This window comes from Streptosporangium sp. H16 (assembly GCF_051918855.1).
In the GTDB taxonomy this organism is placed as follows: domain Bacteria; phylum Actinomycetota; class Actinomycetes; order Streptosporangiales; family Streptosporangiaceae; genus Streptosporangium.
On sequence record NZ_JBPXMD010000008.1, the window covers coordinates 187,952 to 209,157 of the forward strand.

Here is a 21,206-nt window from a genome sequence, read left to right on the forward strand (position 1 = left end):
TACCGGGTACCTATATAGGTATGAAAGGTGACAAAGTCGAGGTTGTCATCGACGCAGGAGACAGTTCCCGTACCTACGAGGTCAGCGCCACCAGAGCGGGGCGCCGGGTTGAGGTGGCCAACGCCCGAGGCGGCGTCGTCGAGGTGAGCGAGGTCACCCGGAGCGGAACGGCCGTGCGCACCGCCCGCTTCATGTCCAGCCGTATTCTCGCCCTGGTCGAACACCCCGCCGACGGCAAGTCGGCATAGGCCGGGCCGGCGGCGGGCCGGTTCTCGTCACGCCCGGGTGGGACACCCGTCACGCCTGGGCGGGGCGCAGGGGCGGGGTCCGCGTCGCGCCCGGACGGGGCACGCCCGTCAGGCCTGGGCGCAGGGTCCGCGTCGCGCCCGGACGGGACACACTCGTCAGGCCTGGGCGCGGAGTCCGCTTCGCGCTCGGACGGGGCACGCCCGTCAGGCCTGGGCGCAGGGTCCGCGTCGCGCCCGGGTCGCCGGACGGACGCGGCTCACCCCGCACCGGAGATCCCCGCGGGATCCGGTCACATCTGGGCGGGACGGACCTGGAGCACGCCGTCGCGGCGGACCCGGGTCTCGAAGGACGGCTGGGGAGCGGTGGCCGGGCCGTGCACGACGGCCCCGTCGGAGAGCCTGAAGGTGCTCCCGTGCCACGGGCAGACCACGCAGGCGGTCCCCTCCTCCGAGATCAGGCGCCCCTGGTGGAGCGGGCCCGCCAGATGGGCACACTGGTCGGCGAGCACCGTGACAACGGCGCCGACGCGCAGCACGAACAGGTCGATGTAGCCGAGACGCCGCGTCACCGGGCGCCCGTCGGGCAGGTCGCCGATCTCGCACAGGTCGTGCCAGCCCAGCGGGACCAGATGGGCGACGGACTCGGCGTGGTTGGCCCCGGCCGCCTGCCGGTAGGCCAGGTGGCCGCCGAGGTAGCCGCCCACGCTCGCGGCGCCCAGCCCGGCGAACGACAGGATCCGCCCGGTCCGGTCACGCCCGGCCAGCCGGAACACCAGCGAACCGGCGTAGAGCCCGAGGGCGGTCAGGTTGGCGATCGCGTGCACGAACCCCACCCGCTGCTGCTCGCGGTGGAGCGCGGACCAGTCGGTGACGCCCGCCGCCACCGCGGGCATCGCGGTGGCGAGCCCTCCGGCGACCAGCACCCGCGACGCTCGCGGGTCGTAGCGGGTCACGTCCAGCACCGCCGTCGCCGCCCAGAGCCCCAGGCTGAGGTTGGCGAGCGGCGGATGGAGTGGTTTGCCGGTCGGCACCCCGTGCAGCAGGTCGCGTAGCGGCCCGGGACCGATCCGCTGACGTACGGCCTTGGCGAGTATGCGGATCGGCCTGTCGGCCCTGGGCGAGCGCTCGATACGATCGGTGAGCTCGACCCCGGGCACCAGACGTCTGAAGGTCCGGCGCCCTGTTTTGACGGTTTCCTTCACCATCGCCCCCTTCTCAACCCATAGGGACCTACCCGAGAACGGCGTTATGCACGCGCCAAATGTCCTCGGCTGACGGAGAGGGCGATGATCTCGGTGGCGTAGGCGCCCAGTGTCGCCGACCCCTCCTCGATGATTTTCACCTTTTCCAGCACCTGCTCGGCCGTCACCTTGTACAGCGACCAGGTGCCGCCCTCGTTGTGGTGGTTCGCCATGATGGGCGCGATCCGGTCGAGGGCCTTGGCGAACCTGGCCTCCGGTGTCCTGCGTTCCTCGAACTCGTCCCAGAGCTCGCGCAACCGTGCGGCCTGGTCGCAGGGGAGCAGCCCGAAGATCCGGTCGGCGGCCTTGCGCTCGACGGCTGGCTGGGCCTCGACGGCCGAGTCGTCGTAGATGAACGTGTCGCCCGCGTCGATCTCGACGATGTCGTGGACGAGCAGCATCGCGACGACCCTGTCGAGGTTGGTGCCCGGTGGTGCATGCTCGGCCAAGACCATCGCCAGCATGCCCACGTACCAGGAGTGCTCGGCGTCGTTCTCCCGCCGCGACCCGTCCATGAGGGTGTTGCGGCGGACGATGCGTCTGAGCTTGTCGATCTCCATGGCGAAGGTGAGCTGAGCGTGCAGACGGTCCGGTGCTGGAGGGGTGGTCACGCGCGCAAGCCTAATGCGCGTCGATCCCGCTTTTCCGAGCGATCATGGGATCACGCCCGGCCGAGGGTGACGGGAACCCCGTTGAACACGGCGTTTCCCGAGGGCGCGTCCACGACGGAATCGTCTGTCAGCGTGTTCGCGTTCACCCCCGCGTGCTTGGCGGCCACCGGTTGCGAGGTGCCCGAGTGCCCCCACCCGTGGGGCAGGCTCACCACCCCCGGCATGATCGTGTCGGTCGGCTCCAGCGGCACGACCAGCTCGCCCGCGGCCGAGCGCACCACGGCGTGCTCGCCCAGCCCGAGCCTGCTCACGTCGTCCGGGTTGATCTGCAGGGTGCACCGGTTGGTCCCGCCGACCAGCGGTTCCACGTTGTGCAGCCAGCTGTTGTTGGAACGCAGGTGGCGCCGCCCGATCAGCACGATCTCCGCGGGCGGGACGGCGAGCCGCCCGCGCAGCCGCGCGGCGTCCTCGACCAGTTGCGGCGGGGCCAGCTCCACCCGCCCCGAGGCCGTGCGGACGATCTCCGCCAGCCGAGGCTCCAGCGGGCCCAGGTCGATGCCGTGCGGGTTCGCCAGCAGGGTGGCCAGGGAGAGCCCGTACGGGCCGAGCCTGAGCATGGCGTCCAGCCGCCGCTCGGCTCCGCTGCCGCCGTCCAGGGAGGCGCGCAGCTCGGCCGGGTCCGCGCCCTCCACCGGGGAGCCGGACGTCTCGACGGCCCTGCGGAGCATCTGGTCGAGGATCAGCTCGTCGAGCGCGGCCGGATCGGCGTCCGCGCCCTGTCCCGAGGCGATCATCGCCAGCCGCGCCATGATCTCGGCCTCCGAGGGGCGTCCCGGCTCCAGCGGCAGGACGGGCGGGGAGAATCTCGCGTAGTTGCGGACCGCGAAGGCCAGCAGCGACAGGTCGTAGTGCGGCGACTGCATCACACGCGGCGGCGGCAGGATGACGTTCGCGTGCCGGGTCGTCTCGTTCAGGTACGGGTCCACGCAGACCATGAACTCCAGGTCGCGGAAGGCCCGGTCCAGCCGGGGCCCGCCCGGTGCCGACAGCACCGGGTTGCCGGCCACCGTGACCAGTCCCCTGACCTGTCCCTCGCCCGGCGTCTCGATCTCGTCGGCGAGGGTGGCCACCGGGATCTCGCCGTTCGCCTCCGGCAGCCCCCGGACGCGGCTGTGCCAGCGTCCCGTGGTGTACGGCTTTCTCCGGCGGCCGTTCTCCACGGCGGGTTTGGCGAACATGACCCCGCCGGGACGGTCGAAGTTGCCGGTCAGGACGTTGACGACGTCGACCAGCCACTGCGCGACGGTGCCGAACTCCGCGGTGCAGGTGCCGATGCGGGCGTAGACGGCGGCCGTCGGGGCCGCGGCCAGCTCGCGCGCCAGCCGTGCGATCTCCCCGGCGGGCACCCCGCACATCGGGGCGACCACCTCGGGGGCGAAGTCCTCCGCCAGCCGTCTGACCTCGTCCAGCCCGTTGACCCCGACACCGTCGATGTCGGCGTCGATGTCGGCGCCGATCGAGGTGAGATTCTCGGCGAGAAGGGTGTGGACGATGCCGAACAGCAGGTAGGCGTCCGTGCCGGGGCGTACGAAAAGGTGCTCGTCGGCGAGGGCGGCGGTGCGGGTGCGGCGCGGGTCGACGACCACGAGCCTGCCGCCGCGCCCGCGCAGCGCCTTGAGGCGGCCGGGGAAGTCGGGGGCGGTGCAGAGCGAGCCGTTGGACTCCAGCGGGTTGGCGCCGAGCATCAGCAGGTAGTCGGTGCGGTCCAGGTCGGGCACCGCGATGGCCAGCGGGTCGCCGAGCATCAGGCCGCAGGAGACGTGCTTGGGCATCTGGTCGGCGGTGCTCGCGGAGAAGACGTTGCGGGTGCCGAGGGCGCGGATCAGGGCCCCGCCGTACAGGGCGCCGGCCATGGAGTGGGCGTTCGGATTGCCGAGGTAGACGGCGAGCGACTGGCGGCCGTGAGCGTCGATCACGCCCGCGAGCCCCTTCGCGACCGTGCGGAACGCCTCGTCCCAGGACGCCTCGCGCCACTCCTCGCCCGTCCGGATCATCGGGACGCCCAGCCGGTCCGGGTCCTCGTCGAGGTGGCCCAGGGTCGCGCCCTTGGGGCAGATGAACCCCTTGGAGAAGGGGTCGTCCCGGTCGCCCTTGACCGAGGTGACGTGCCCGGCGTCGTCGAGGGTGAGCCGGAGACCGCAGACGGCCTCGCAGAGGGGGCAGGTCCGGTGCGCTGTTCTCATCGGCACTCCTGAGTTCGGCGAGTGAACTCATCATGGCCGCCGTCCGGGCCGCGGGGAAGCCCCGGAGCGCGAACTCCGGGCCGCGGGGAAGCCCTGGAACGTCGATTCCGGACCATGGGGAAGCCCCGGAGTGCTGAGACTCCGGGGCTTCCCGTTGTGCGATCCTCTGGATTCACGCGGCCTGTCGACGCCGGTCGGGAAGCTCGCCGGGCGGCTCGCCGGGCAGGAGGAGCGGGGTGGCGGGCTTCCCCGCCGGGCTCGGGTCGGGCTCCTCCCGCGCGGACCGGCCGGCCCGCAGGTTCACCCAGTTCGCCCGCCCGTAGAACCGGTCGAGACCCACCGGGGGACCGGCGGCCCCGTCCCCGCGGACGATCTCGACGGTCAGCAGGTTCGCCCACCTGCCGTGCCGGCAGACCACGGCGTCGCGGGCGTAGCACGCCGCCGCGATCTCGGCGGAGAAGGCGTCGAAGTCCTCGGCGCGGGTTCCGGCCCTGGCGAGGACGAGCGCCTTCTCCCCCGCGGCGGAGGGGGTGATCCACAGGACCAGCGGCAGCCGGCCCGAGCGGGTGTGTATCCCGGTCTCCGCGCACGCCCGCTGGATGCGGTGCCGGGAGACCAGGCACCACGCGTGTGCCGTCACCCAGCTCCTCCAGAAGCCGGAGCCGACGAGGGCACCGGCGGTGCCCGCCAGAACGAGAAACGGCCACCAGTCGCCTTCCCAGAGCGAGAGGACCACGGTGACCAGGAGGGACAGGGCGCCGGTGAGCAGGATGATCTCCGTCCGCCAGCGCCACAGCCGGACGAGGAGGCCCGCCCTGCCGGGAGGCCGGCCGCCGCAACCGCCGTAGCCGCCGTAGCGGTCGTGGCGGAGGTCACGCCGCGACATCACCGCCCACCCCCTCGTCGCGGACGGGCGCCAGGGCGAGTGCGGGAGCGGCGGTCCGCTCGGCCTTGAGAAGGTCGAACCGGGGCTCGCGGTAGTGCCTGGACCCGAAACCGGTCCTGGTCACGGTCCAGCCGAGCCGGTAGGCCCATTCATCCTGATCCATGTAGAGCTCTCGGTCGGTCACATAGATCACATCAAGGATGAAGGTCTTGATTCCGTGGGTTCTGTTGGTACGGTGGAAGGACATAGGAGACTCCCTTCGTGGCTTTGACGCGGAGTTCTTGTGCCAACCGGGTCGGTGGCCGCCGGCCCGGTGTTTTTTGTGCCCGATCAGGGCACCCTCTTTGGTGCGTGCGACTCTGGGCCGTCGCCGGCCTTCGATTTCCGTGCTCCCCCTGCCGACCTCCCCGCGTCAACTTCGTTTCGTCGAAGACGGCGCCGTTGCCGAACAACCACGTGTCTGTCCCGCGCCACGCGGCTCACGAAGGTCCTCGAAGACGCTCCACCGGATGATCACCGGTGGCTCCCCCGATCTTTCGAGAAGCTTCCTGTTCTGATAGTCGCTCAGCACAGATTTGGCTGCAAGACTTGCCGTAAGGAAAAAAGCAATAAACTTCCACAGATGCACTGCAACCATCCGTGTAATTTGCACTATCATTCGTCCAGGTTCCTGTGAAGCCGTGACAGCCGCCCGCCCGTCATGATGAGGAGGTTGTGATGCCAGAACGTGGCAGCCCAGCGCTTCGTCAGCGTTGGCTGGGCATGGAGCTGCGCCGGCTCCGCGAAGACCTGAACATGACAGGCGACGAGGTGTCCAACCGCCTGGGGTGGTCGACCGCCAAGGTCAGCCGGATAGAGACCGCCAAGACGCTGGCCAAGGAGGCGGACGTCGAGGCGCTCGCCGAGCTTTACGGCGTCGACGAGCAACTCCGGGAGGCTCTGGTCGCGCTGCGGCGCGACGCCTCCCGGAAGGGCTGGTGGGAGAGATACCGAAACTCTGTTCCCGACGACTACATCACGCTCATCGGGATGGAGGCAGAGGCCACCGAGATGCGTAACTGGGAACCCCAGATCGTGCCCGGGCTTCTCCAGACAGAGGAATACGCTCGTGCGGTCATCTCGGAGGGGCAGCATGCGAGCCAGGTGCCGTCGAGTTGGTTCCAGGATCGGGTCGAGGTGCGGATGGCGCGTCAGCGTACCTTGCTGTACGACTCCAGACCACTGACCCTGCTGGCGGTGTTCAACGAATCCGTGTTGAAAAGTCAATACGGTGACGCTCGTGTCATGCGGGATCAGTTGCGGCACCTGATCAAGGTTTCGGAGCTGGAACACGTAGACATGAGAATTCTTTCCCAAGATGTTCCGCCACCTGTGTCCACAGGGCCGTTCGTACATCTCACTTTTTCCGACTTTCCGGACATTGTCTACCTTGAATCGCTTTTCGGTGGACAATACGTGGATGATGTGGAAAAAGTGTACGGATATGAGCGTGCCTTTGAGCACTTGATGGAACGGGCCCTTCGGGAGGCCGACTCGCAGGAATTGATCAAGCAGGTAAGCGAGCATTGGAGCAGGTAGCGACCGGCTGGCAACCGGTTGGTTTACCATCATTTACGGAAAGAAAATGAACGCGACTAATTATAATAGTGCGATGTGGAAGAAAAGCGCGCGCAGTTCTCCGAACGGCAATTGTGTCGAAGTGGCGACGCTGGACGGAGGCGGCGTAGGGGTTCGAGACAGCAAGAACGGATCCGGCCCCGTACTGGTCTTCACTCCCGATGAATGGAAAGCATTTGTCGGGGGAGTGAAGGACGGAGAGTTCGACATATAGCAGAAGCGGCTCCAGTGCTCATCTGGGAGAACAAGAGCCGCTCCGCTGCGATTACCGCGTTTCTTCTCTCTGCTTCCCGGATGGATTGACCGCCCGCCGGTAGAGCAGGGGAAAATCATCGCACACCAGGGAAGCGTGCCGGACACGATGTCCTGTCTGGACATGTCCAATACCTTGCAAGTTCTTCATCACGCCTTCATTCTTGAGGTGCCTTATGGTCCCCAGTGGGAGAGGAGGTGGGGTATGTCCGATATTGACCTATATGGAGCGATCTGGCGAAAGAGTGGGTTCAGTGCCGCGAGCGGCAACTGCGTCGAGGTGGCTCGCCTGTCCGGCCAGAGGTTCGCGGTCAGGGACAGCAAGGACAGGGGCGGACGGGTGCTGGTCTTCGGTGGGCCCGGGTGGAGCGCGTTCGTCACGGCGGTGAAGGGCGGAGACTTCGATCTCTGAGCGGCCGTCCTTCTCAGGACCGGGGGCTTGCCCAACGGCGGGACAGCCCCCTTTCGTGTATCCGGGGGCAGTCGAGGACGGCTGCCGAAAGCCGTAGGACAGCCGTACGGCCCGCACCTTCGAAAGGCGCGAGCCGTGTACGAGGAGAGACCCGTGACTACCAGGCGGCGACGCCGAGGCCCTGGGCGACGCTCTGGCCGAGGTCCTTGTGGACGTTCGTCCAGTACTCGACGACGCGCTTCTTCATCTCGGGGGTGACCTCCGGGGCGGAGGCGTGGCCGACGACGTTGCTCACCAGGTGGGAGCGGTCGGTGTCGGACAGCACGTTCTCCCACAGGGCGCGGGGCTGGACGAAGTCGTCGTCCTCGCGGTGCAGGGTGTAGGCGGAGCGGATGATCTCACCGGTCACCTGGTAGTGCTCGCCCTCGTACCGCGCGGGGTCGGCCGCGGGGCCGCCGACGCTGTTGGGGGCGTAGACCGGGTCGCCCGTGTTGCCGAAGCGCATCTGGCCGTCCTTGTTGTAGCTGTGGACGGGAGCCTTCGGCGCGTTGATCGGCAGCTGCTGGTAGTTGACGCCGATGCGGTAGCGGTGGGCGTCCGGGTAGGAGAACAGGCGGCCCTGGAGCATCTTGTCCGGGGACGGGCCGATGCCCGGCACCAGGTTGGACGGCTCGAAGCTCGACTGCTCGACCTCGGCGAAGTAGTTCGCCGGGTTGCGGTTCAGCACGAACCTGCCGATCGTGATCTCGGGGTAGTCGGAGTGCGGCCACACCTTGGTCAGGTCGAACGGGTTGAACCGGTAGTCGGCGGCGGCCTCGAACGGCATGACCTGGACGTTCACCGTCCAGGACGGGTGGTCGCCGTTCGCGATCGCGGTGTGCAGGTCGCGGATGTGGAAGTCGGCGTCCTGCGCGATGACCGCTCCGGCCTCGGCGTCGGTGAAGTTCTTGACGCCCTGGTCGGTCTTGAAGTGGTACTTGACCCAGAACTTCTCGCCGGCGGCGTTGTACCACAGGAAGGTGTGCGAGCCGAAGCCGTGCATGTGGCGCCAGGACGCGGGCGTGCCGCGGTCGGTCATCAGGAACGTTACCTGGTGGGCGCTCTCCGGCGAGAGCGTCCAGAAGTCCCACTGCATGTTGTGGTCGCGCAGGTTGGTGTCGGCGCGGCGCTTCTGGCTGTGGATGAAGTCGGAGAACTTCTGGGGGTCGCGGATGAAGAAGATCGGCGTGTTGTTGCCGACGAGGTCGTAGTTGCCCTCCTCGGTGTAGAACTTCAGCGCGAAGCCGCGCGGGTCGCGCTGGGTGTCGGGGCTGCCGAGCTCACCGGCGACCGAGGAGAAGCGGATGAAGAGCGGGGTCTCCTTGCCCTTGGCGAACAGGCCCGCCTTGGTGAACTGGCTGACGTCCTCGGTGATCTGGAGGACGCCGTGCGCGCCGCCGCCCTTGGCGTGGACCACCCGCTCCGGGACGCGCTCCCGGTTGAAGTGGGCCATCTTCTGGATCAGGTAGTGGTCCTGCAACAGCAGGGGCCCGTTCGGGCCCACCGACTGGGAGTGCTCGTCGCTCGGCGCGGGGATTCCCGCGTCGGTGGTGGTGATAGGCCTGGCGCTCATAGAGGGTCCTCCGGGGGTTCTCTTCATCGAGTGTCTTCGGAACGCCGGCCGGGCGGCGGTCACCCGCAGGCTCGCCTGCCGGAGCCGGTCCTCGTCCTCCGTGACCACACCGTATGGCCTAAACCAGAATCATTCAAGTTTACGACTTGATCCAGTTTTGGGGAAACGAATCTCGTAGGGCGAGTTGTGACACAGGCGGTGGATGAGATGGCATCCTCGGATACCGATGGACACGTACACAGCTCGACGCCTCGCCCTGGCCGCCGCGATCACCGCCTCCGCCGTGCTCCTCGCGGCCTGCTCCGCGGCCGAGTCGGCCGCCCCCGAATCGTCCCCCGACGTCGTGGAGAAGCCCACCGAACCGGCCGAGGCCCCCACGCCCGAGCGCAGGCCGTACACCATCTCCTTCGGCGGGGACGTGCACTTCGAGGGCGTGTTGCGGACCCGGCTGAACGCCGATCCGAAGACCGCGCTCGGCCCGATCGCCAAGGTGCTCAAGCGCTCCGACCTGGCGATGGTGAACCTCGAGACCGCGATCACCACCGGCGGCACCCCCGCCCCCGGCAAGCAGTACACCTTCCGCGCCCCGGCGGCGGCGCTCACCGCGCTGAAGGCGTCCGGGGTGGACGTCGCCTCGCTGGCGAACAACCACGGCATGGACTACATGCAGAGCGGGCTGAAGGACTCCCTCGCCGCCATCAAACGGTCCAGGTTCCCCGTCGTGGGCGTGGGCAGGAACGAGGCAGAGGCGTACAAGCCGTGGCGGACGACCGTGAACGGCAACCGCGTCGCCATCATCGGCGCGACCCAGGTGCTGGACGCGGAGTTCATCCAGGCGTGGACGGCCTCCGGTGACCAGGGCGGTCTCGCCTCGGCCAAGGACGAGGCGCGGCTGATCCAGGAGGTGCGCAGGGCGCGCAAGAACTCCGACACCGTGATCGTCCACCTGCACTGGGGCACCGAGCTGCAGAAGTGCCCCAACGAGGCGCAGCGCGGCCTGGCGCCCAAGCTGGTCGCGGCCGGGGCGGACGTCGTCGTCGGCGGTCACGCGCACATCCTGCTCGGCGCCGGATACCTGAAGAACAGTTACGTCAGCTACGGCCTGGGCAACTTCGTCTTCTACAACTGGGGTCCGGACACCGGCAGGACCGGCGTGCTCACCCTGACGATCAACGGACGCAAGGTGCTCAAGGACCAGTGGACCCCGGCCACCATCCAGGGCGGGGTTCCGGTCCCGCTCACCGGGACCGGGCGGCAGCAGGCCGTCGCGGGCTGGAAGGCGCTGCGCGGCTGCACCGGTCTGGCCGCCAGGCCCGGCCAGTCCGGCTAGCTCGGAGGGGCGCGGGAAACGTTCCGGACACCTCGTGCGACAGGAGGCCGCGATGCGGTGGGTGGAGTCCGGCGACGTCCGGCTGGCATTGTTCGAACAGGGGGACCCCGCGGCCCCGACCATCCTGCTCGTGCACGGCTACCCCGACACCCACCGGGTCTGGGACGAGGTGGCCACGCTGCTGGAGGACCGCTTCCACGTGGTCCGCTACGACGTCCGCGGCGCCGGGCTCTCCGGCGCCCCGCGCACCACCGAGGGCTACGGCTACGACCACCTGGCCGCCGACCTGACCGCGGTCCTCGACGCGGTGGGCAAGCCGGGGGTGCACCTCGTGGGGCACGACTGGGGGTCGATCCAGGGCTGGCAGCTGATCGGCAGGCCGGACATCGAGCGGCGGATCCTCTCCTTCACCTCCGTCGGCGGCCCGCACCTGGACCAGGCCGCGCGCTTCGTACGGCACGGCAGGCCGCGCGAGGTCGCCGGGCAACTCCTGCGGTCCTGGTACATCGGCGCCTTCCAGGTCCCGGTCGTCCCCGAGCTCGTGCTGCGCGCCGTGCTGCCGCGCGTGGTGAGCCGGTCGGTGCGGGCGCCGGGACGCCCGGGGCACCCGGCGGAGACGCTCGTCAGGGACGGCCTGAACGGTCTCGGCCTCTACCGGGCCAACATGCTGACCGGCCGCGGCGCGTCACCCGCCGCGCCCGCGCCGCGGATGCCCGTCCAGCTCGTCGAGGCCACGCGGGATCCGTTCGTCTCCTCCGCGCTGCTCGCCTCGGCGCACCGCTGGACGCCCAGGCTGTGGCACCGCCGCGTCCCCGCCGGCCACTGGGTGCAGCGCAGCCGTCCCGAGGTGCTCGCCCGCATGATCGCCGAGTTCGCCGAGCACGTCGAGGGGGCGCCGCCCTCCAGGGAACTGCGCAGGGACCGGCCCGGCGAGCGCGGGCCCTACGACGGCCGGCTGGTGGTGGTCACCGGCGCGGGCGGCGGGATCGGGCGGGCCACCGCCCGCGCCTTCGCCGCGCACGGCGCCGAGGTGATCTGCGCGGACATCGACCTCGCCGCCGCGCGCAGCACCGCCGAGGGCATCGACCTCGCCGCCGCGCGCCGCGCCGCAGAGGGCACCGCCGGGAGCGGGGTCGCGGCGCACGCCCACCGGGTGGACGTCGCGGACGCCGCGGGGATGGAGGAGTTCGCCCGGCTGGTCAGGGACCGGTACGGCGTGCCCGACATCGTGGTCAACAACGCGGGGATCGCGGTGGCGGGCCCGTTCCTTGACCACTCGGTCGACGACTGGCGGCGGACCCTGGACGTGAACCTGTGGGGTGTCATCCACGGCTGCCGCCTGTTCGCCGCCCAGATGGCCGAACGCGGCCAGGGCGGTCACATCGTGAACGTGGCCTCGCTCGCCGCCTTCCTCCCCAGCAGGCTGCTGCCCGCGTACTCGACGTCGAAGGCGGCCGTGAAGATGCTCGGCGACTGCCTGCGCGCCGAGCTCGCCGGGCAGGGGATCGGGGTCTCCACGATCTGCCCCGGGTTCGTCTCCACCGCGATCGCGCGGAACGCCACCTACGTCGGCGAGCTCGCCGAGGTCGCCGGCGAACCGGCGGGGCGGGCGCTGGCCGCGCGCGGGTACCCACCCGAGCGGGTGGCCGCGCACATCCTGCGCGCCGTCCACCGCGATCTGCCCGTCGTCGCGGTGAACGCGGAGGGCAGGATCGGCTACGCGCTCTCGCGGATCTCCCCGGCGCTCACCCGCCGCCTGGCCGGGCTCGTCCGGCTCACCGGGGATGGAGAAATCTCGCGATTGACGAATAAGCACTGACCTCGGTCTGTCAGAGGGGCAAGATGGGGTGGTGTCCACCATCTCCTGCGAGGAGCCGGGTGAGGCTCCATTACGGCGTCAACCCACTCAACGACGAAGCGCGCGACGGGTCGAGCGGATGCTCGACGCCTGTGCCGACCTGCTGGACGAGATCGGCTACGACGCGCTCTCCACCACGAGGATCGCCGAGCGCGCGGGGGTCGCGATCGGTTCGGTCTACCAGTTCTTCCCCGACAAACGGGCCCTCACCCAGGCGGTGACCCGGCGCCACGTGGAGGGGTTCGTCTCCCGGATCGGCCGGCGCTTCCTCCTAGAGGACTACGCGGGCTGGTGGGACGCGGTCGACGCGATCATCGACGAGTACGTCGAGATGCACAGGACCGTGCCGGGTTTCCGGTCCCTGCACTTCGGCGACGTCGTCGACCTCAACCTGCTCGACCCCGGGTCCGAGAACAACACGGTGATCGCCGGGCGGCTGCGCGGCCTCCTCCTGCAGGAGTACGGGCTGGCCGACAGCGAGGAGTTCGACCTGGCCGTCCTCGTCGCGGTGGAGGCGGGGGACGCCGTGCTCAAGCTGGCCTTCCGGCGAGATCCGAACGGCGCCCCGGAGATCGTGGCCGAGGCCAAGCGCCTGATCCGCGGCTATCTGAACCGTCAGTTCGCCCGCGTCTCGGTCTGAGAGTCGCCGACGCACCCGGGCGAGGGTCCGGGCCGTCGGTTCGCCCGCGTCTCGGTCTGAGGTTCGCCGGCGCACCCGGGCGGAGCGGGTCCGCGGGGGTCTGAGCCGCCGGTTCGCCCGCGTCTCGGTCTGAGAGTCGCCGGCGCACCCGGGCGAGGGTCCGGGCCGTCAGTTCGCCCGCGTCCCGGTCAGAGGAGGTCCGGGCGGGAGGTCCTCGCCGGGGGACGCGCCGGTGCCCTCCGGGGCGCTCTCGGCGCCGATCGCGTCCGGCGCGGTGAACACGTGCTCCTCCCGCGCCTCCCCTTCCCGATGCGGCCTGCCCCTGCGTTCGAGCTGGGACCACCGCTCCACGGGGGCGGCCTCACCGGTCGTCCCCGCCCCGGGGCGCCCCTGCGCCGTCAGCCTCTGCGCCCGGGGCTCCCGCACGTCCTGCCACCACGCTCCCGGCCCACCCGTGTCCGGCCGCCGCGTGTCCGGTCCTCGGGCGCGCAGTCCCCGCGCGTCCCGTTCCCGGGCGTCCTGTCCCTGGACTCCCTGGACGAGGTGTCTCTCGACATGTCTCCGCGCGCGCGGTCGCCCCTCGTGTGACCGTTCCGTGCCCGCCACCGGCACGGGTACGACCGCCGTGGGCCCGGACGACCGCGTTCCCGGCTCGTCGCGGGACCTCGCGGAGGGGTCACAGGGCTCGCGGCCGGACGAGATGATCGGCTGGAGACGCCGGTCCCGGGGGGTTCGTTCCATCTTCCTGATCCGGGCGGCGAGCCTCTCGGCACGGATCCGGTTCTCCAGGGTGAGCAACTCCCGGTGGGCCTGCCCGATCGCCTCCATCTTGACCGACAGGTATCCGGCGGACCCGGGAACGACCACCGAGAAGGCCAGGAGGAGCATCAACGTGAACGATGTCTGCTTGGACATGCCCATCGCGGCTCCTCCCCGTGACACGCTCCTCTAGCAGGACTCGTCGCTCATATGCCCGTTTTGCTGGGGAAAAACGCGTAGCGTAGCCGTACGTTTGCCCAAGGTAAGGTGGCCAATACCTGCCGTTGGCCGTACGCGGTCGAGCGTCGCTCGGTACTCTCGCGATGTGGCGCATGTGACACGTGAGCAACTTGATCGATTGCTTGAGCAGGCACTTCTGGCCGACGATCACGAAGACCTGGCCCGGCGACTCGAAGCCCTGGTCGAGGCGTACGCGTCCGGCGACATATCACGGGCGGCGATCCTCGTGCTCGCCGCCGAGGAGTGGCGGCAGGCCGGGCAGCCCGCCCGGGCCTTCGACTGCTTCCAGCGGGCGGTGGACGACGGCGGTGAGGTGAGCGTCGACCCCCGGGCCGGGATCGCCGACACCCTCTTCGAGCTCGAACGGCCGGACGAGGCGAGGGAGGTGATCGCGGCGATCCGCGCCGCGGGTGACGTCACCGCGGCCACCGCCCTCACGGTCGCCGAGACCCTCGTCGCCTACGGCGACCTGGGGGAGGCCCATGAGTGGGCCACCGAGGGGGCGCACCGGGCGGTGGAGGGCAGCGGCGAGCACATCGCCCTGCTCAGGACCCGCTACCGGATCCGCGTCGACCTCGGGCTTCCCGAGGACGAACTCGACGCCCTCCTGGACGCCTCGCACTGACGGCGCCCTCGCCGGCCCGCACACGCGGAAGGGCAGGCCCGCACACGCGGAAGGGCAGGCCCGCACACGCGGAAGGGGAGGGCCGTGCCCTGTGAGGCACGGCTCTCCCCTGCGATGGTTTCACGGTGGATCTGTGCCGGTCCGCGGACCGGTGGCCGATCCACCGTTTCCTGCGCGTCCTGCTCCACTTACTCCACGTCGAGGTTCACTCCGTACGGAGGTTCACTCCACGTCGAGGTCGGGGAGCGTCCCCTCCAGTGCGGGAAGGACGGGAACCGCCGCGGCGGCGCTCGGGGCGCTCTCCGCCGCGGTGGCGTCCGTGGTGCTCTCCGCCGCGGTGCCGCCGACGGCGGGGGCCTCCGGCAGTGCGGGGGTCTCCGGGCGTGCGGCGGCCGGCGACTCCTGCGTGGGCAGGTTCGCGGTGGGCATGTCCTCGACGGGCATCTCCGCCGCGGGCATCTCGGCCGCGGGCAGGTCGACGTTGGGCAGGTCGGCCGGCGGCAGGTTCTCGGTGGCGGCATCCGCCGGGGCGGGAACGGGCAGCGGGGGCGCGGGCTCCTCGACCGGCGCGGCCGGCGCGACCGCCGCCTCGGCGAGCTCACCCGGTGCCGGGGGCGCCGGGGCCCGCAGCCAGCTGATGCCGTCGCTGGGAGCGCTCGGCGCGCTCGGCAGGCCGGGCAGGTCCGGCGCCTCGGCCATGACGCTCACCCACGAGGTCGTCCACTCGTGGCCGGGAAGGCTCGACTGTCCGAAGGGCAGCGCGTGGGAGCCGGTGGCCGCGGCGACGCCCCCGGCGTCGGCGAAGCTGACCACGGCGGAGGGCTGGGAGAGCTGGGGCAGGCCGGTGACGCGGGCGAGCCGGTCCGCGGTCACGGACGTCTCACCGATGTTCGCGGCCACCGGTGCCCCGGCACCGTCGACGGCCACCGGCGCCTGAGCGTCGGTCACCGTTGCCGGCGTCTCCGTCATCGGCGTCTCCGCGCCGCCGGCCGTGGCCGGTGCCTGCGCGCCGCTCGCCGCGGTCGGCGCCTGCGCGTCGCCCGCCGTCTCGGTGGTGTCCGCGGTCATCGGCATCTCGCCGGTGTTCGCGGCCGGCGGTGCCATGGTGCCGGTCGCGGCCGGCGGTGCCATGGTGCCGGTCGCGGCCGGCGGTGCCATGGTGCCGGTCGCGGCCGGCGGTGCCATGGTGCCGGTCGCGGCCGGCGGTGCCATGGTGCCGGTCGCGGCCGGCGGTGCCATGGTGCCGGTCGCGGCCGGCGGTGCCATGGTGCCGGTCGCGGCCTGTGCCCCCTCGGGCGTCGTGGCGGTACCGGCGGCGCCGGTCTCCTCGCACGCGGGCTCCACCGGTCCGGGAGCCCCCTGCACGGTCGCCGTGCCCTGCTCCGGGCAGGGCGCGACCTCCGCCGACGCCGGAGAGACCATCGTCAGGCCGGCGCCGACCGTGAGCACCGCCATCGCGAGGATCCCTCGGATGTTCCGTGATGAGTTCGACATGCGCATCCCCCTGTTGCGTTCGGTAATCCGACGAAAACCGAACGTAACAGGGGGGTCTCGCCCAGGGGCGGGCTTAGCTCAATGGTGGTCAAGCCATTACCGGGCCTTACCGGGCTCCGTCCGCCCGCCGTCAGGCCGTCACCGGGCCTTACCGGGACCCGCCCGCTGCCGGGCCCGGCAGCGGGCGGGCGGGTCGCCGTCAGGCCCTTACCGGGCCGATGGCCAGGGAGTCGCTCGCCTCGTCGAGGTCGACCAGCACCTCGTCGCCGTCCTGGACCTCGCCGGAGAGCACCTCCTTGGCCAGCTTGTCGCCGATCGCGGACTGGACGAGGCGGCGGAGCGGGCGCGCGCCGTACAGCGGGTCGTAGCCCGTCAGCGCCAGCCAGTCGCGCGCCGCCGGGGTCACGGTCAGCGTGAGCCGCCGGTCCGCCAGACGCCTGGCCAGGTGGACCACCTGCAGGTCCACAATCCTGGACAGCTCCTCGGTGCCGAGCGCGTCGAACTGGATGACGTCGTCGAGCCGGTTCAGGAACTCGGGCTTGAACGCGTTCCTGACCGCGGCCATCACGGCGGTCCGCTGGGCCTCCTTCGCCATGCCCGGGTCCACCAGGAACTGCGAGCCGATGTTGGAGGTGAGGATCAGGATCACGTTGCGGAAGTCGACCGTCCGGCCCTGCCCGTCGGTGAGCCGCCCGTCGTCGAGCACCTGGAGCAGGATGTCGAAGACCTCCGGGTGGGCCTTCTCGACCTCGTCCAGCAGCACCACGCCGTAGGGCCTGCGCCGCACGGCCTCGGTGAGCTGGCCGCCCTCCTCGTAGCCGATGTAGCCGGGAGGGGCGCCCACCAGGCGCGCGACGCTGTGCTTCTCGCCGTACTCGCTCATGTCGATGCGGACCATCGCCCGCTCATCGTCGAACAGGAAGTCCGCCAGCGCCTTGGCCAGCTCCGTCTTGCCGACGCCCGTCGGGCCGAGGAAGAGGAAGCTGCCGGTCGGCCGGTCCGGGTCGGAGATGCCCGCCCGGGCCCGCCGTACGGCGTCGGAGACCGCCTCGACCGCCTGCCGCTGGCCGATCAGCCGCCTGCCGAGCTCCTCCTCCATGCGGAGCAGCTTGGCGGTCTCGCCCTCGAGCAGCCGGCCCGCGGGGATGCCGGTCCACGAGGAGATCACCTGGGCGATGTCGTCGGAGCCGACCTCCTCCTTGACCATGGGGTCCTCGGGCTGGGCGGCCTTGCTGGCCTCGGCGAGCTCGGCCTCCAGCTTGGGCACCTCGGCGTACATCAGCCGCGAGGCGGCCTCGAAGTCGCCGTCGCGCTGCGCGCGCTCGGCGGCGCCGCGCATCTCGTCGATCTGCTTCTTCAGGTCGCCGACTCGGTTGAGTCCCGCCTTCTCCCGCTCCCAGCGGCCGACCAGGGCGTTGAGGTCCTCCTGGCGGTCGGCGAGCTCCTTGCGGAGCCGCTCCAGCCGCTGCAGGCTGCCCTCGTCGGTCTCCTTGGCGAGCGCCAGCTCCTCCATCTTCATCCGGTCGACGTTCCGCTGGAGCTGGTCGATCTCCACCGGGCGGGAGTCGATCTCCATGCGGAGCCGGGAGGCCGCCTCGTCGACGAGGTCGATCGCCTTGTCGGGCAGGAAGCGGGAGGTGATGTAGCGGTCGGAGAGCGCGGCGGCGGCCACGAGCGCGCCGTCGGAGATCTGGACCTGGTGGTGCGCCTCGTAGCGGCCCTTGAGGCCGCGCAGGATGGCGATGGTGTCCTCGACGGTGGGCTCGCCCACGTAGACCTGCTGGAACCGCCGCTCCAGCGCGGGGTCCTTCTCGATGCGCTCGCGGTACTCGTCCAGCGTGGTCGCGCCGATCATCCGCAGCTCGCCGCGGGCCAGCATGGGCTTGAGCATGTTGCCCGCGTCCATCGCGCCCTCGGCGGCACCCGCGCCGACCATGGTGTGCAGCTCGTCGATGAAGGTGACGACCTGGCCGTCACTCTCCTTGATCTCCCCGAGCACCGCCTTGAGGCGCTCCTCGAACTCGCCGCGGTACTTGGCGCCGGCGACCATCGCGCTGAGGTCGAGCGCGATCAGGCGCTTGTCGCGCAGGCTGGAGGGGACGTCGCCCGCGACGATCCGCTGGGCCAGCCCCTCCACCACCGCGGTCTTGCCGACGCCGGGCTCGCCGATGAGCACCGGGTTGTTCTTGGTACGGCGGCTGAGCACCTGGATGACGCGCCGGATCTCCGAGTCGCGGCCGATCACCGGGTCGAGCTTGCCCGCCCTGGCCCGCTCGGTCAGGTCGATCCCGTACTTCTCCAGCGCCTGGTAGGTGTCCTCCGGCGTCTCGCTGGTCACCCTGGCGTGGCCGCGCACCTTCTCGAAGGCGTCGAGCAGCGCGTTCGGGCTCGCGCCGTTCGCCTTGAGCAGTTCGGCGACGGGACCGCCGTCGGTGGCGAGACCGACCAGCAGGTGCTCGGTCGAGACGTAGTCGTCCTCGAGCCCGCGGGCCCGCTGGGCCGCGGTGTTCATCACGGTGAGGAGCTGCCGGGAGCTCGACGGGGCGCTGACCGTGGAGCCCTGCGCCTTCGGCAGGGCCGCGAGCTGCTTCTCCGCCTCGACGCGCAGCCGCTTCCAGTCGGCGCCCACCGCTTCGAGCAGGGGTACGGCGGTGCCGCCGGTCTGGCTGAGCAGCGCGGTGAACAGGTGGGCCGGGGCGACCTCGGGATTACCCTCGGCGGCCGCCCGCCTGATGGCGGAGGAGACCGCCGCCTGGCTCTTCTGGGTGAGCTTGTAGTCCATGCTTGTCAGGCCTCACTCGAAAGTGCTGTGTTCGATGGCGACGCCGGCCCGGCGGGTCCTCACGGGGCGACCGTGACGCGGCGCGTTCTCACGAGCCCGGTCACGGACGCGTCCTTGAAGGCGTGGGACGGAGTCTCAGGCGGGGGGCAGCTGGTACTGGATGAGCGCGCGGATCATGTTCATCTCCGCGCGCAGGCGGTGGTTCTCGTCGCGCAGGCGCAGGGCCTCCGTCTCGAGGGTCAGGATTCGCTTGATGCCCGCGAGGTTGATGCCCTCCTCCTGGGAGAGCCGTTGCACCTCGCGGAGCATCACGATGTCGCGGGTGGAGTACAGGCGTCCGCGTCCCGCCGTACGGCCCGGACTGACCAGGCCGAGGCGGTCGTACTGGCGCAGGGTCTGCGGGTGCAGACCTGACAGCTGGGCGGCCACCGAGATCACATAGACGGGTGTGTCGTCCGACAGATCGAAGTAGTTGGCTTCCATGGCTACTCGCTTCTGGCCTGTTCGATCAGGTCCGCCCGCGGGTCACCACCCGAGGTGGCGTCGCGGAACTCCTCGAGGGCGCCCCTTGCCTTGTCCTCCAGTTGCTGTGGCACCAGGACCTCGATCGTGGCGAGCAGGTCGCCCTTGGTGCCGTCCTTGCGGGCCACGCCCCTGCCGCGCACCCGGAAGGTGCGGCCGTTCGGGGTGCCCTCGGGGATGCGCAGCGTGACCGGCAGCCCCTTCAGGATCGGCACCTTGATCTCGGCGCCCAGCGCGGCCTCGGTGAAGGTCACCGGGACGGTGACCGTCAGGTTCTCGCCCGTCCTGCCGAACACGGGGTGCGGCTTGACGTGGATCTGGACGTAGAGGTCACCGGCGGGACCGCCGTTCTCGCCGGGCGCGCCCTTGGCCTTGATCTTGATGCGCTGGTTGTCGCCGACCCCCGCGGGGATGCGGGCCTGGATCGTACGGGTGCTCTTGCCCCGCCCGCTCCCGTCGCACACCGGGCACGGGTCGTCGACCAGCAGGCCGCGGCCCTTGCAGTCGCGGCACGGCTCGGAGAAGGCGAAGTTGCCGAGGTTGCGGCTGGCCGCCCCGGTGCCCTCGCAGGTCGGGCAGACCCGCGGGGTGGTCCCGGCCTTGGCGCCGGTTCCTCCGCACCCGGTGCACGCGGAGGAACTGGTCAGGCGGAGCGACACCGTGGTGCCCTCCACCGCCTCGGAGAAGGAGAGCGTGACCTCGGACTCGATGTCCTGGCCGCGCCGCGCCCTGCTCGCCGTCCCCCCGGGGCGGCTCGCGCCGCCCCGGTTGAAGAGCCCGCCGAAGATGTCGCCGATGCGCTCTCCGGCGCCGCCCTGCTGCTGTTGCTGGCCGGTCCCCCCGAACAGGTCTCCCAGATCGAACGGGAAACCACCCCCGCGCGGAGCGCCCCCCGCCCCCGGGAAGCCGCCGACGCCCGATCCGAACAGCGTCCGCGCCTCGTCGTACTCCTTGCGGCGCTTGGTGTCGGAAAGGATGTCGTACGCCTCCGAGACCTCCTTGAACTTGGCGGTGCTCTCGGAGGCCGTCGAGCTTCCGGGGTTGGCGTCCGGGTGATACTGCCTGGCCAGCTTCCGGTACGCCTTCTTGATCTCATCGGCCGTAGCGGTCTTGGGCACACCAAGGACGGCGTAGTAGTCCTTCTCCAGGTAGTCCTTGGTGCTCATCTACGTTCCTTCTCAGAGATCAGATGTGGGGGTGTCAGTTGTCGTCCGCGGCGGGATCTTCTGGCTCCGCGACCGCGACGCGCGCGGGGCGGAGCACTCGCTCGCCGATCCGGTAACCGGGCTGCAGGATCTCCACGCAGGTCGGCTCGGTGACGTCGGGGGAGTAGCTGTGCATCAGAGCCTCGTGCACCGTCGGGTCGAACGGCTCGCCCTTGGTGCCGAAGGTGCTCAGCCCCAGCTTCCCGGTGGCCGCCTCCAGTGATTCGCTCACCTTGGCGAAGCCGCCGGTCAGCTCCCCGTGGTCACGGGCCCGGCCGATGTCGTCGAGGACCGGCAGCAGCTCGGCCAGCACGCCGGCCACCGCCTGCTCCTTGACCGCCACGCGGTCCCGCTCGACCCGCTTGCGATAGTTGGAATACTCGGCCTGAAGGCGCTGCAGGTCCGCGGTGCGCTCGGCGAGCTGGGTGGCCAGCTCGATCGAGGCCAGGTCGGACGCCAGGGAGGACGGCTGGTCGGCCGCCTGCTCCCTGGCGTTCTGGCCCGTGGTCTCGGCCGGGCTCGCCTCGCGTACCTGCCCCGTCTCCGGGTCTATCTTCCGGTTGTCGCGGATCACCGGCTCCTCCTCGGAACCGTTCTCGCGCGTGCTCACGCTGGTGCTCCCCTCGGCT

19 protein-coding genes and 1 pseudogene are annotated in these 21,206 nt (G+C 70.6%); 8 read left to right on the forward strand and 12 right to left on the reverse strand.

Features of this window, described 5'->3' with window-relative positions; translation table 11 throughout:
• The first annotated feature begins 20 nt into the window (after positions 1-20).
• Positions 21-248 (forward strand): hypothetical protein, encoded by a 228-nt coding sequence (locus ACTOQ2_RS16040; protein WP_030916880.1) that lies wholly within the window; start codon positions 21-23, stop codon positions 246-248.
• 290 nt (positions 249-538) lie between these two features.
• On the opposite strand, the gene ACTOQ2_RS16045 is transcribed toward ACTOQ2_RS16040, so the two are convergent.
• The 5 genes from ACTOQ2_RS16045 to ACTOQ2_RS16065 form a co-directional block, all read right to left on the reverse strand.
• On the reverse strand, positions 539-1,453 hold the full coding sequence (locus ACTOQ2_RS16045) for a Rieske 2Fe-2S domain-containing protein (protein WP_440100355.1): 915 nt from the start codon (positions 1,451-1,453) through the stop codon (positions 539-541).
• A 41-nt stretch (positions 1,454-1,494) separates the two neighbouring features.
• On the reverse strand, positions 1,495-2,049 hold the full coding sequence (locus ACTOQ2_RS16050; protein ID WP_440100478.1) for an HD domain-containing protein: 555 nt from the start codon (positions 2,047-2,049) through the stop codon (positions 1,495-1,497).
• A gap of 101 nt (positions 2,050-2,150) precedes the next feature.
• Complete coding sequence (locus ACTOQ2_RS16055) at positions 2,151-4,343, reverse strand: molybdopterin-dependent oxidoreductase (protein WP_440100356.1); 2,193 nt, start codon at positions 4,341-4,343, stop codon at positions 2,151-2,153.
• 172 nt (positions 4,344-4,515) lie between these two features.
• Positions 4,516-5,229: a hypothetical protein gene (locus ACTOQ2_RS16060; RefSeq protein WP_440100357.1), complete on the reverse strand. Its 714-nt coding sequence runs from the start codon at positions 5,227-5,229 to the stop codon at positions 4,516-4,518.
• Positions 5,216-5,476 carry a hypothetical protein gene (locus ACTOQ2_RS16065; protein ID WP_440067887.1) on the reverse strand — a complete coding sequence of 87 codons (261 nt, stop codon included), beginning with the start codon at positions 5,474-5,476 and terminating at the stop codon, positions 5,216-5,218. Before ACTOQ2_RS16065 ends, ACTOQ2_RS16060 begins: the two co-directional genes overlap by 14 nt.
• Before the next feature lie 470 nt (positions 5,477-5,946).
• On the opposite strand from ACTOQ2_RS16065, the gene ACTOQ2_RS16070 reads away from it, so the two are divergent.
• The 3 genes from ACTOQ2_RS16070 (at position 5,947) to ACTOQ2_RS16080 (ending at position 7,510) form a co-directional block, all read left to right on the forward strand.
• A complete protein-coding gene (locus ACTOQ2_RS16070; protein WP_440100358.1) occupies positions 5,947-6,807 on the forward strand; it encodes a helix-turn-helix domain-containing protein in 861 nt (286 codons plus the stop codon).
• Between the two features lie 73 nt (positions 6,808-6,880).
• On the forward strand, positions 6,881-7,060 hold the full coding sequence (locus ACTOQ2_RS16075) for a DUF397 domain-containing protein (protein WP_440100359.1): 180 nt from the start codon (positions 6,881-6,883) through the stop codon (positions 7,058-7,060).
• Positions 7,061-7,303: 243 nt separating this feature from the next.
• Positions 7,304-7,510 carry a DUF397 domain-containing protein gene (locus tag ACTOQ2_RS16080; protein ID WP_440100360.1) on the forward strand — a complete coding sequence of 69 codons (207 nt, stop codon included), beginning with the start codon at positions 7,304-7,306 and terminating at the stop codon, positions 7,508-7,510.
• Positions 7,511-7,667: 157 nt separating this feature from the next.
• On the opposite strand, the gene ACTOQ2_RS16085 is transcribed toward ACTOQ2_RS16080, so the two are convergent.
• Complete coding sequence (locus tag ACTOQ2_RS16085) at positions 7,668-9,122, reverse strand: catalase (RefSeq protein ID WP_440100361.1); 1,455 nt, start codon at positions 9,120-9,122, stop codon at positions 7,668-7,670.
• A 226-nt stretch (positions 9,123-9,348) separates the two neighbouring features.
• Between ACTOQ2_RS16085 and ACTOQ2_RS16090 the strand changes: the two genes are divergently transcribed.
• From ACTOQ2_RS16090 to ACTOQ2_RS16100, 3 genes are all read left to right on the forward strand, one after another.
• Positions 9,349-10,452, forward strand: a complete 1,104-nt coding sequence (locus ACTOQ2_RS16090; RefSeq protein WP_440100362.1) for a CapA family protein — start codon at positions 9,349-9,351, stop codon at positions 10,450-10,452.
• Positions 10,453-10,504: 52 nt separating this feature from the next.
• Positions 10,505-12,271: an SDR family oxidoreductase gene (locus ACTOQ2_RS16095; protein WP_440100363.1), complete on the forward strand. Its 1,767-nt coding sequence runs from the start codon at positions 10,505-10,507 to the stop codon at positions 12,269-12,271.
• Positions 12,272-12,389: 118 nt separating this feature from the next.
• Positions 12,390-12,950 (forward strand): TetR family transcriptional regulator, encoded by a 561-nt coding sequence (locus ACTOQ2_RS16100; RefSeq protein ID WP_440100364.1) that lies wholly within the window; start codon positions 12,390-12,392, stop codon positions 12,948-12,950.
• 168 nt (positions 12,951-13,118) lie between these two features.
• On the opposite strand, the gene ACTOQ2_RS16105 is transcribed toward ACTOQ2_RS16100, so the two are convergent.
• Positions 13,119-13,865 (reverse strand): hypothetical protein, encoded by a 747-nt coding sequence (locus ACTOQ2_RS16105; protein WP_440100365.1) that lies wholly within the window; start codon positions 13,863-13,865, stop codon positions 13,119-13,121.
• A gap of 202 nt (positions 13,866-14,067) precedes the next feature.
• On the opposite strand from ACTOQ2_RS16105, the gene ACTOQ2_RS16110 reads away from it, so the two are divergent.
• Positions 14,068-14,574, forward strand: coding sequence for a tetratricopeptide repeat protein (locus ACTOQ2_RS16110; protein WP_362690071.1), 507 nt, complete (start codon positions 14,068-14,070; stop codon positions 14,572-14,574).
• A gap of 222 nt (positions 14,575-14,796) precedes the next feature.
• On the opposite strand, the gene ACTOQ2_RS16115 is transcribed toward ACTOQ2_RS16110, so the two are convergent.
• From ACTOQ2_RS16115 to grpE, 5 genes and pseudogenes are all read right to left on the reverse strand, one after another.
• A complete protein-coding gene (locus ACTOQ2_RS16115; RefSeq protein ID WP_440100366.1) occupies positions 14,797-16,029 on the reverse strand; it encodes a hypothetical protein in 1,233 nt (410 codons plus the stop codon).
• 238 nt (positions 16,030-16,267) lie between these two features.
• Entirely contained in the window at positions 16,268-18,850 is a 2,583-nt protein-coding gene (clpB, locus tag ACTOQ2_RS16120; protein WP_440100367.1) for an ATP-dependent chaperone ClpB, read from the reverse strand.
• 230 nt (positions 18,851-19,080) lie between these two features.
• Positions 19,081-19,333: pseudogene (locus ACTOQ2_RS16125) on the reverse strand (heat shock protein transcriptional repressor HspR); the annotation flags it as partial.
• A 2-nt stretch (positions 19,334-19,335) separates the two neighbouring features.
• Positions 19,336-20,538 carry a molecular chaperone DnaJ gene (gene dnaJ, locus ACTOQ2_RS16130; RefSeq protein WP_440100368.1) on the reverse strand — a complete coding sequence of 401 codons (1,203 nt, stop codon included), beginning with the start codon at positions 20,536-20,538 and terminating at the stop codon, positions 19,336-19,338.
• 34 nt (positions 20,539-20,572) lie between these two features.
• Positions 20,573-21,187, reverse strand: a complete 615-nt coding sequence (gene grpE / locus ACTOQ2_RS16135) for a nucleotide exchange factor GrpE (protein ID WP_440100369.1) — start codon at positions 21,185-21,187, stop codon at positions 20,573-20,575.
• Positions 21,188-21,206 lie beyond the last annotated feature (19 nt).

Coding starts and splice junctions, on each gene's coding strand:
- ACTOQ2_RS16090 (WP_440100362.1), top strand. CDS start 9,349: ATGGACACGTACACAGCTCGACGCCTCGCCCTGGCCGCCGCGATCACC.
- ACTOQ2_RS16050 (WP_440100478.1), bottom strand. CDS start 2,049: ATGGAGATCGACAAGCTCAGACGCATCGTCCGCCGCAACACCCTCATG.
- ACTOQ2_RS16075 (WP_440100359.1), top strand. CDS start 6,881: ATGTGGAAGAAAAGCGCGCGCAGTTCTCCGAACGGCAATTGTGTCGAA.
- ACTOQ2_RS16085 (WP_440100361.1), bottom strand. CDS start 9,122: ATGAGCGCCAGGCCTATCACCACCACCGACGCGGGAATCCCCGCGCCG.
- ACTOQ2_RS16070 (WP_440100358.1), top strand. CDS start 5,947: ATGCCAGAACGTGGCAGCCCAGCGCTTCGTCAGCGTTGGCTGGGCATG.
- ACTOQ2_RS16080 (WP_440100360.1), top strand. CDS start 7,304: ATGTCCGATATTGACCTATATGGAGCGATCTGGCGAAAGAGTGGGTTC.
- ACTOQ2_RS16040 (WP_030916880.1), top strand. CDS start 21: ATGAAAGGTGACAAAGTCGAGGTTGTCATCGACGCAGGAGACAGTTCC.
- dnaJ (WP_440100368.1), bottom strand. CDS start 20,538: ATGAGCACCAAGGACTACCTGGAGAAGGACTACTACGCCGTCCTTGGT.
- ACTOQ2_RS16115 (WP_440100366.1), bottom strand. CDS start 16,029: ATGGCGGTGCTCACGGTCGGCGCCGGCCTGACGATGGTCTCTCCGGCG.
- ACTOQ2_RS16095 (WP_440100363.1), top strand. CDS start 10,505: ATGCGGTGGGTGGAGTCCGGCGACGTCCGGCTGGCATTGTTCGAACAG.
- ACTOQ2_RS16105 (WP_440100365.1), bottom strand. CDS start 13,865: ATGTCCAAGCAGACATCGTTCACGTTGATGCTCCTCCTGGCCTTCTCG.
- clpB (WP_440100367.1), bottom strand. CDS start 18,850: ATGGACTACAAGCTCACCCAGAAGAGCCAGGCGGCGGTCTCCTCCGCC.
- ACTOQ2_RS16045 (WP_440100355.1), bottom strand. CDS start 1,453: ATGGTGAAGGAAACCGTCAAAACAGGGCGCCGGACCTTCAGACGTCTG.
- ACTOQ2_RS16100 (WP_440100364.1), top strand. CDS start 12,390: ATGCTCGACGCCTGTGCCGACCTGCTGGACGAGATCGGCTACGACGCG.
- ACTOQ2_RS16065 (WP_440067887.1), bottom strand. CDS start 5,476: ATGTCCTTCCACCGTACCAACAGAACCCACGGAATCAAGACCTTCATC.
- ACTOQ2_RS16055 (WP_440100356.1), bottom strand. CDS start 4,343: ATGAGAACAGCGCACCGGACCTGCCCCCTCTGCGAGGCCGTCTGCGGT.
- ACTOQ2_RS16060 (WP_440100357.1), bottom strand. CDS start 5,229: ATGTCGCGGCGTGACCTCCGCCACGACCGCTACGGCGGCTACGGCGGT.